General features: G+C 73.6%; 5 protein-coding genes and 2 pseudogenes. 5 read left to right on the top strand and 2 right to left on the bottom strand.

Going from position 1 to position 9,350, the window contains the following annotated elements; genetic code table 11:
- The coding region (locus BJF88_RS15400) for a hypothetical protein (protein ID WP_075829450.1) at positions 1-682 on the bottom strand (682 nt) is incomplete at its 3' end.
- Positions 683-709: 27 nt separating this feature from the next.
- On the opposite strand from BJF88_RS15400, the pseudogene BJF88_RS15395 reads away from it, so the two are divergent.
- The 5 genes and pseudogenes from BJF88_RS15395 to BJF88_RS15375 all read left to right on the top strand — a co-directional run bounded on the left by BJF88_RS15395 (position 710) and on the right by BJF88_RS15375 (position 7,424).
- Positions 710-1,497 (top strand): annotated as a pseudogene (locus BJF88_RS15395) (ABC transporter ATP-binding protein).
- A gap of 100 nt (positions 1,498-1,597) precedes the next feature.
- On the top strand, positions 1,598-2,050 hold the full coding sequence (locus BJF88_RS15390) for an NfeD family protein (RefSeq protein ID WP_075829449.1): 453 nt from the start codon (positions 1,598-1,600) through the stop codon (positions 2,048-2,050).
- 123 nt (positions 2,051-2,173) lie between these two features.
- Positions 2,174-3,454 carry an SPFH domain-containing protein gene (locus tag BJF88_RS15385; RefSeq protein WP_075829448.1) on the top strand — a complete coding sequence of 427 codons (1,281 nt, stop codon included), beginning with the start codon at positions 2,174-2,176 and terminating at the stop codon, positions 3,452-3,454.
- A gap of 192 nt (positions 3,455-3,646) precedes the next feature.
- Entirely contained in the window at positions 3,647-5,380 is a 1,734-nt protein-coding gene (locus BJF88_RS15380) for an ABC transporter ATP-binding protein (RefSeq protein ID WP_158068957.1), read from the top strand.
- Positions 5,377-7,424: pseudogene (locus tag BJF88_RS15375) on the top strand (ABC transporter ATP-binding protein). The gene BJF88_RS15380 and the pseudogene BJF88_RS15375 overlap by 4 nt, the downstream one beginning before the upstream one ends.
- Positions 7,425-7,436: 12 nt before the next feature.
- Here the strand turns inward: BJF88_RS15375 and BJF88_RS15370 are convergent.
- Positions 7,437-9,350 (bottom strand): HAD-IC family P-type ATPase (locus BJF88_RS15370; protein ID WP_139316107.1); only part of this gene is annotated, 1,914 nt, incomplete at its 5' end.

Here is a 9,350-nt window from a genome sequence, read left to right as displayed (position 1 = left end):
GACGATCGCCCGCAGCCGGACCGCCTGCTCGAGCACGCGCACCGCGCGGCGTCGAGGTCGCGCGGCAGCTGCCAGCCGGGGCGCCGCCCGAGCGCAGGCCCGCGATCGCGCCCGCCGCGTCGTCGCGCCAGCGCGCCACGTCGAGGGTGTCGAGCGCCTGCGTCGCGACGAGCAGGGCGGTGCGCAGCTCCCGCTCGGCCTCCGCGAGGGTTCCCGTCGCGCCGAGCACGCGCGTCGTCCACGGCGCGACCGTCGTGACGTGCCACGTGACGAGGTGGCCGGGCTCGAGCTCGCTGCCGAACTCGGTGACGTCCGGGACGAGCGCCCACGACCCGGCCGCCGTCGTGACGAGCGCGCACTCGCCGACGTCGGTCGCGCTCGCCGCGGCCTCGGGCGGGACGCCGGTGACGTCGCCAGGCACGGGCGCGACGGCGACGACGGCGCTCGTCCCACCCCACCACGCGCCGACGAGGTCGGTCAGGCGGACGTCGCCGAGCGCGCCCGCGACCACGTGCGGCTCGTCGTCGCGCTCGACCGCGCGGACCGCGCGGGCGAGCGCCTCGTCGTCGCCCTCGGCCGAGCGGCGGGCGCGCAGCCACAGCGCCAGGAGGGCGCTGCGGGGCAGCGCCCCGGGGGCGGAGGCGGAGCCCGCCGCGGGGCCGTCGGGCGAATGGGAAACCACGTCGGCCAACCTATAGGGTCGGGAACCATGAGCGCGGTTCTCGACCTGAAGGGCGTCACCGTCCGACGCGGCGGCAAGGCCATCCTCGACGCGGTGGACTGGCGGGTGAACGAGGGGGAGCGCTGGGTCGTCCTGGGCCGCAACGGGGCCGGCAAGACGACGCTGCTGCAGGTCGCCGCCGCGCGCATGTACCCCTCGTCGGGCACGGCCGACGTGCTGGGCGAGCGGCTCGGGCGCGTGGACGTGTTCGAGCTGCGCACACGGGTCGGTCTGGCGTCGGCCGCGCTCGCCGAGACCATCCCCGGCGACGAGACGGTGCGCGACGTGGTGCTCACGGCCGCGTACGGGGTCACGGGCCGGTGGCGCGAGCGCTACGAGGAGCTCGACACCGAGCGCGCCGACGACCTGCTGCGCGCCTTCGGGGTGGACGCGTTGGCGGAGCGGCGGTTCGGCACGCTGTCCGAGGGCGAGCGCAAGCGCGCGCAGATCGCCCGGTCGCTCATGACGGACCCGGAGGTGCTGCTGCTCGACGAGCCCGCAGCGGGTCTCGACCTCGGCGGCCGCGAGGAGCTCGTCGGAGCGCTCGGCGAGCTCGCCGGCGACCCGCGCTCGCCCGTCCTGGTCCTCGTCACCCACCACGTCGAGGAGATCCCGCCGGGCTTCACGCACCTCATGCTCCTGCGGGACGGCGCGGTCCACAGCGCGGCCCGATCCGCGAGGTCCTCACGGCCGAGAACCTCAGCGACGCCTTCGGGATCCCGCTCGTCGTCGCGCACGGCGGCGGTCGCTGGATGGCGCGCGCCGCCCGTCCCTGAGTCCGCGGCGCGGGCCCGCACCCGGGGTACAGGGCGTGCGGGATCGCGAGGACTTCGGGTAAAGTCATCGTCAAGACCGCACGTCGGAACGGGGGTCGCGATGGACTGGCTGGTGTGGCTGGGAGCGGGGTTGCTCCTGGCGCTGATCGAGATCATCTCGCTCGACCTCGTCCTGGTGATGTTCGCAGGGGGCGCCCTCGCCGCGGCCGGCGTGAGCGCCGCGGGCGGGCCGCTGTGGCTGCAGATCGTGACGTTCGCCGTCGTCAGCGTGGTCCTGCTGCTCACGCTCCGCCCCTACCTCCTGCGCCACCTGCGCGACCGCGTCCCGCTCGCGGAGACCAACGTCGCCGCGCACGTCGGCCGGGCCGCGCTCGTCGTCGACCGCGTCTCGGAGATCGGCGGCCGCGTCAAGCTCGCCGGCGAGGTGTGGACCGCCCGCACCGAACCCGGCGCTCCCGAGGTCCCCGCCGGGGCCGAGGTCCGCGTCGTGCGCATCGACGGCGCGACGGCTGTCGTGGCGCCGTCGCCCGCGACGCATCCGAACGGCTCCTGACCGATGCGCGGCACCGTGCAGCACCGACGTCAGCACCTGTCGCGCCCGTCGCACCCGTAGCACCGACCGCACCGAATCCGCCCCGCCGGACCGCGGCCGGGCGCACGACCTTGGAGGTAGCCGATGAACGACCCCAGCCCCGGAACGATCCTCGCGTACGTCGTCCTCGCGCTCGTCCTGATCGTCGTGGTCGTGGCGCTCGTCAAGGCGGTGCGGATCGTCCCGCAGGCGGTGGCGCTCATCGTCGAGCGCCTCGGGCGCTACTCGCGGACCCTCGAGCCCGGCCTGCACCTGCTGGTCCCGTTCATCGACCGCGTCCGCGCGTCGGTCGACCTGCGCGAGCAGGTCGTGTCGTTCCCGCCGCAGCCGGTCATCACGTCCGACAACCTCGTCGTCAGCATCGACACGGTCATCTACTTCCAGGTGACCGACCCGAAGTCCGCGGTCTACGAGATCGCCAACTACATCACCGCCATCGAGCAGCTGACCGTCACGACGCTGCGCAACGTCATCGGGTCCATGGACCTCGAGCAGACGCTCACCAGCCGCGACCAGATCAACGGCCAGCTGCGCGGCGTCCTCGACGAGGCGACCGGCCGCTGGGGTATCCGCGTCAACCGCGTCGAGCTCAAGTCGATCGACCCGCCGCCGAGCGTGCAGGGCTCGATGGAGCAGCAGATGCGCGCCGAGCGCGACCGCCGCGCCGCCATCCTCACCGCGGAGGGCGTCAAGCAGTCCCAGGTCCTCACGGCCGAGGGCGAGAAGCAGGCGGCGATCCTGCGGGCCGAGGGCGACGCGCAGTCCCAGATCCTGCGCGCCGAGGGCGAGGCGCGCGCCATCCTCCAGGTCTTCGACGCGATCCACGAGGGCGACGCCGACCCCAAGCTGCTCGCGTACCAGTACCTGCAGATGCTCCCGCAGATCGCCAACGGCACCGCGAGCAAGCTGTGGGTCGTCCCCACCGAGTTCACGGCCGCGCTCGGCTCGATCGCCCAGGGCTTCGGGGCCCCGGGGGCGGCCGGGGCCACGGCGACGGGGGACGGCGCCTCCTCGGGACCCGACGAGGCGGCCCTCGCCGCCCGGCGCGAGCGCGACCGCGAGCGTGTCGAGTTCGGCACGCCGTCGCTCACGGACCCGGCCGAGGCGCTCGCGGAGGCGCGCCGGCAGGCGGAGGCGGCGACCGCCGACGCGACGAGCTCCGGGACCCGGTCGGGGCTGCCGTTCGACCCGCAGACCGAGCGCGGCCTGCGTCCCGGCGGCGAGGACCGGCCGTCGCCCGCACCGGGCGCTCCGACGCCGCGTCCGCTGGGCGGGCAGCCGGCGACCGCGCCGCCGCCGCCGGACCCGTCGACCGAGGACGAGCCGCCGGCGGGGTCGCCCCCGGCGTCCGGCACCGGTCGCTGAGCCCCGCCGTCCGCACGGCCCCGCGCCTTCGGGCGCGGGGCCGTCGTGCGTCCCGGCCGCGCGGGGTCTGCGCCGTCAGCGGAATGCGCTGGGCGCGGGACGGGGTCTCACCTAGCCTGGCCTCGTCCGACCACCCCCCACGCGTCGCGGACCGACGGCCCGCCCCGCCCGGCCCACGCGACAGGACCGCCCGTGCTGACCAGACTCCTGCGCACGTCCCTGCGCCCCTACGCGCCCTCGATCGCCGCGGTCCTCGCGCTGCAGCTCGCGCAGACGATCGCGACGCTGTACCTGCCGAGCCTGAACGCCGACATCATCGACCTCGGCGTCACGCGGGGGGACACCGGGTACATCGTGCGCACCGGTGGCGTGATGCTGCTGGTCAGCCTGGCCCAGGTCGTGTGCGCGGTCGTCGCCGTCTACGTCGGCGCCCGGGTCGCGATGTCGCTCGGCCGCGACGTGCGCGGCGCGCTGTTCACGAACGTCCAGCGGTTCTCCGCCCAGGAGATGGGCCGCTTCGGCGCGCCGTCGCTCATCACGCGGACCACGAACGACGTGCAGCAGGTGCAGATGGTCGTCCTGCTGGCCTTCACCATCATGGTGATGGCGCCGATCATGCTCGTCGGCGGTGTCGTCATGGCGCTGCGCGAGAACGTCGAGCTCTCCGCGCTGCTGCTCGTCGTGGTGCCGGTGCTGGGGCTGTGCGTCGGCCTGATCGTGACGCGGATGGTGCCGTACTTCCGCGCGATGCAGAAGCGCATCGACGCGATCAACGCGGTCCTGCGCGAGCAGATCGCGGGCATCCGGGTCGTGCGCGCCTTCGTCCGGGAACGGCACGAGGAGCGCCGCTTCGCCGTCGCGAACGACGCGCTCTTCGAGACGTCGCTGCGTGCCGGTCGGCTCATGGCGCTGATGTTCCCGACCGTCATGCTGGTGATGAACGCCTCCAGCGTGGCGGTCCTGTGGTTCGGCGGCCGGCAGATCGCCGCGGGGGACATGGAGATCGGGTCGCTGACCGCCTACCTGTCGTACCTCATGTACATCCTCATGGCCGTGATGATGTCGACGATGATGTTCGTCATGGTGCCGCGCGCCGCGGTGTCGGCGGAGCGCATCACCGAGGTGCTCGACGCGCGCGCGTCCGTCGTCGAGCCGGAGCGCCCGGTCCCGCTCGGCGAGCGCGTCGGGCGCGTCGCGCTCGAGGGCGTCGAGTTCCGCTACCCCGGCGCGGAGGAGCCCGTGCTCAACGACGTGTCGTTCGTCGCCGAGCCCGGCAGGACGACGGCGGTCGTAGGCTCGACGGGCTCGGGCAAGACGACGCTGCTCAACCTCGTGCCGCGGCTGTTCGACGTCACGGGCGGCGCGGTGCGGATCGACGGCGTCGACGTGCGTGACCTGGCGCGCGCCGACCTCGTGTCGATGCTCGGGCTCGTGCCGCAGAAGGCGTACCTGTTCTCCGGGACGGTCGCCGACAACCTGCGCTACGGGAAGGCGGACGCGACCGACGACGAGCTGTGGTCCGCCCTCGAGGTGGCGCAGGCCCGGGACTTCGTCGAGGCGCTCGACGACGGTCTCGCGGCCCCGGTCGTGCAGGGCGGGACCAACTTCTCGGGCGGCCAGCGCCAGCGCCTCGCGATCGCGCGGGCCGTCGTGCGCGACCCGGCGGTGTACCTGTTCGACGACTCGTTCTCCGCGCTGGACTACGCGACGGACGCGCGCCTGCGCGCCGCGCTCGCTCCGCGCACCCGGCGCTCGACCGTGATCGTGGTGGCCCAGCGGGTCGCGACGATCCGCGACGCGGACCAGATCGTCGTCCTCGACCACGGCAGGATCGTGGGACGGGGGACGCACGCCGAGCTGCTCGCGACGAACGAGACGTACCAGGAGATCGTGTACTCCCAGCTCTCCGTGGAGGAGGCGGCATGAGCCGCGACGTGTCCGCGACGCGCATCGCGGGCCGCCCGCGGGGCGGCCCGGGGCCGGGGCCCGGGGGAGGCATGGGCGTGCCCGCCGAGAAGGCGATGGACTTCCGGGGCACGTTGCGCCGGTTCATGGGCGCGCTGCGCCCCGAGCGCCTGCGGGTGGCCGCCGTGCTCGTGCTCGGCGCGGTCTCGGTCGCGCTCGCCGTGGCCGGCCCGAAGCTCCTCGGCGACGCGACGAACGTCATCTTCGCGGGCGTGGTGGGGTCGCAGCTGCCCGCCGGCGTGACGCAGGAGCAGGCCGTCCAGGGCCTGCGCGACCAAGGGCAGGACCAGGTCGCCGACCTCGTCTCGGGCGTGGTCGGACTCGTCCCCGGCGAGGGCGTCGACTTCGCCGCGCTGGGCGGCGTGCTGGCCTGGGTGATGGCGATCTACGTCGGCTCGTTCCTGTTCGGCTGGCTCCAGGCGCGCATCACGGCGGGCGTCGTGCAGCGCACGGTCCGCCGGCTGCGCGGCGAGGTGCAGGCCAAGCTCGGGCGCCTGCCCCTGTCGTACGTCGACCGCCACCCGCGCGGCGAGATCCTCTCGCGCGTCACCAACGACATCGACAACATCTCCCAGACGCTGACCCAGACCCTGTCGCAGCTCGTGACCTCGGTCCTCACGGTCGTGGGCGTGCTCGCGATGATGTTCTGGATCTCGCCGCTGCTGGCGCTCGTCGCGCTCGTCACGGTCCCGCTGTCCGTCCTGGTCACCGCGCGGATCGCCAGCGCTCGCAGCCGCAGTTCATCCGCCAGTGGTCGGCGACGGGGCGCCTCAACGCCCACGTGGAGGAGATGTACACCGGGCACACGCTGGTCACGGTCTACGGGCACCAGCGCACGGCGGTGGACGACTTCGAGCGCGAGAACGCGGCGCTCTACGACGCGAGCTTCCGGGCGCAGTTCATCTCGGGCACCATCCAGCCCGCGATGGGCTTCCTCGCCAACCTCAACTACGTCGTCGTCGCGGTCGTCGGGGGGCTGCGCGTCGCGTCCGGCGCGCTGACGCTCGGCGACGTCCAGGCGTTCATCCAGTACTCGCGCCAGTTCACGCAGCCCATCACGCAGATCGCGGCGATGATGAACCTGCTCCAGTCCGGCGTCGCGTCCGCGGAGCGCGTGTACGACCTGCTCGACGCGCCGGAGCAGACGCCGGACCCGGTGCCCGCGACGACCGTGGCGCCGGTGCGCGGACGCGTCGCGTTCGAGGACGTGTCGTTCTCCTACGACCCGGACGTGCCGCTCCTGGAGCACCTCGACCTCGTCGCCGAGCCCGGGCAGACGATCGCCATCGTGGGACCGACGGGTGCGGGCAAGACGACGCTCGTCAACCTGCTCATGCGCTTCTACGACGTCGACTCCGGGCGCATCACGCTCGACGGTGTCGACACGCGGGACATGACGCGCGACGAGCTGCGGTCGGCGGTCGGCATGGTGCTGCAGGACACGTGGCTGTTCACGGGCACGATCGAGGAAAACCTGCGGTACGGCGTGCGGGACGGACGCCAGGTCGACGACGAGGCGTTCCTCGCCGCGACGCGCGCCACGCACGTCGACCCGTTCGTCCGCACCCTGCCGGACGGCTACGCGACCGTGATCGACGACGAGGGCTCGAGCGTGAGCGCGGGGGAGAAGCAGCTCCTGACGATCGCGCGCGCCTTCCTCGCCGACCCGGCGATCCTCGTGCTCGACGAGGCGACGAGCTCGGTGGACACCCGCACGGAGGTGCTCGTGCAGCAGGCGATGAACGCGCTGCGCGCGGGGCGCACGTCCTTCGTCATCGCGCACCGCCTGTCGACGATCCGCGACGCCGACGCGATCCTCGTCATGGAGCACGGGTCGATCGTCGAGCAGGGGTCGCACGACGAGCTGCTCGCCGCCGGCGGGGCGTACGCGCGCCTGTACGAGAGCCAGTTCGCCGCGCCGTCCGGCGAGCAGGGCCCGGACGACCAGGACGCTGCCGGCGAGCCGGTGGCCGCACGGTCGCCCGTGCCGCCACCGGCCGGCTGAGGCGGGAGGGGTTCAGGCGCGGGTCGCCGGCTCCTGGACGTGGCCGCGCGCCGTCCAGCGCCGGTTGACCCACTTGGCGACCTCGACGAGGAGGAACACGACGACGGCGAGACCCGCCGTCTTGGCCCACTCGTCGAACGCCAGGGGCGCGGAGTCGAACCACGCGTGCATGAAGGGCGCGTAGACGAAGACCGACTGGAGCACGACGATCGACGCCGCGGAGATCCAGATGACGCGGTTGCCCCGCAGCACGTCCGGGGTCAGGCTCGACCGGTCGAGGAACCGGCAGTTGAAGAGGTAGGCGAGCTGGCCGAGGGCGAGCATCGTCACGGCGGTGGTCTGCGCCTCGGCCAGCGGCGTGCCCTGGGCGCGCTCGACGTAGAACACCGCCATCGCGGCGCCGCCGATGACGAACGACGCGACGAGGATCCGGCGGACGTACGCGGCGTCGAGGATCGAGGCGTCCGGGTCGCGCGGTGCCCGGCGCATGACGTCCGGCTCCGCCTTCTCGTAGGCGAGGGCGAGCGACAGCGTCACCGCGGTGATCATGTTGATCCACAGCACCTGGACGGGCTGCAGCGGCAGCGTGAGCCCGAACAGCACCGCGACGAGCACGACGAGCGACTGCGCGCCGTTGGTCGGCAGGAGGAACAGCACGGACTTGCGGATGTTGTCGTAGATCCGTCGCCCCTCCTCGACGGCACGCTCGATCGTCGCGAAGTTGTCGTCGGCGAGCACGACCTCGGCCGCCTCCTTGGTGGCCTCCGTGCCCTTGATGCCCATGGCGACGCCGACGTTCGCCTGGGTGAGCGCCGGGGCGTCGTTGACGCCGTCGCCCGTCATCGCGACGACCTCGCCGTGCGACTGCAGGGCCGAGACGATGCGGATCTTGTGCTCGGGGCTCGTGCGCGCGTACACGTTGACGTCGCGCACGACGGCGCGCAGCTCCTCGTCGTCCATGTCCTCGAGCTCGGCGCCGGTGAGCACCGCCGGCGCGTCGTCGCCGTCGCCGGACCGGTCGACGATGCCCATCTCGCGCCCGATGGCGAGCGCGGTGCCCGCGTGGTCGCCCGTGATCATCTTCACGCGGACGCCCGCGTCGCGGCACTCGGAGATGGCGTCGATCGCCTCCGGGCGGGGCGGGTCGACGATCCCGACGACGCCGCACAGCTCGAGGCCGCCGTCGACGTCGTCGAGGTCGAGCGTCGTCGTGCCCTCGTCGGCGCCGGTGCGCGCCGCGGCGAGCACGCGCAGCCCCTGGTCGCTCAGCGCGTCGATCTGCTCCTCCCAGAACGCGCGGTCCAGCGGCTCGGAGCCGCCGTCGGGCGTGACCTGGGACTCGCAGCGGTCGAGCACACGGTCCGGCGCGCCCTTGAGGTGCACGTGCAGCGTGCCGTCCGCGTCCTTGTCGAGCGTGGCCATGAACTTGTTCTCGGACTCGAACGGCACGACGTCGACCCGCTCCCACCCGGACGGGTCCACGCCGGCCTTCATGCCGAGCGTGCGCAGCGCGCCCTCGGTGGGCTCGCCGACCAGACGCCAGCCGTCGGGGTCCTCGTCGTCGCGCACCACGCGCGCGTCGTTGCACAGCATCATCACGGTCGCGACGGCAGCGAGGTCCGGCTCGTCGGCGAGGTCGACGCGGGGACCGTCGGCACCGTCGGCAGCGTCGGCACCGTCGTCCCCGGCCGCACCGGCGCCCCGGTCCCCGTCGTCGTCGGTCGCGCGCGTCACGTCGCCCTCCGGCGCGTAGCCCGCGCCGGCGACGGCGAACGTGCCGCCCGCCGTGCGCACCGAGCGCGCCGTCATCTCGTTCTTGGTCAGCGTGCCCGTCTTGTCGGAGCAGATGGTCGTCACGGCGCCGAGCGTCTCGACGGCCGGGAGCTTGCGCGTGATCGCGCGGCGGCGCGCCATCTGCTGCACCCC

Source organism: Cellulosimicrobium sp. CUA-896 (assembly GCF_001942335.1).
Lineage (GTDB): Bacteria > Actinomycetota > Actinomycetes > Actinomycetales > Cellulomonadaceae > Cellulosimicrobium.
Note: the sequence above shows the minus strand (reverse complement) of the source record. Positions and strands in the feature narration are given on the sequence as shown.

Excerpts from the sequence above, each read along its gene's own strand:
- BJF88_RS15390 (WP_075829449.1), top strand. The coding sequence starts at position 1,598 with ATGGACTGGCTGGTGTGGCTGGGAGCGGGGTTGCTCCTGGCGCTGATC.
- BJF88_RS15385 (WP_075829448.1), top strand. The coding sequence starts at position 2,174 with ATGAACGACCCCAGCCCCGGAACGATCCTCGCGTACGTCGTCCTCGCG.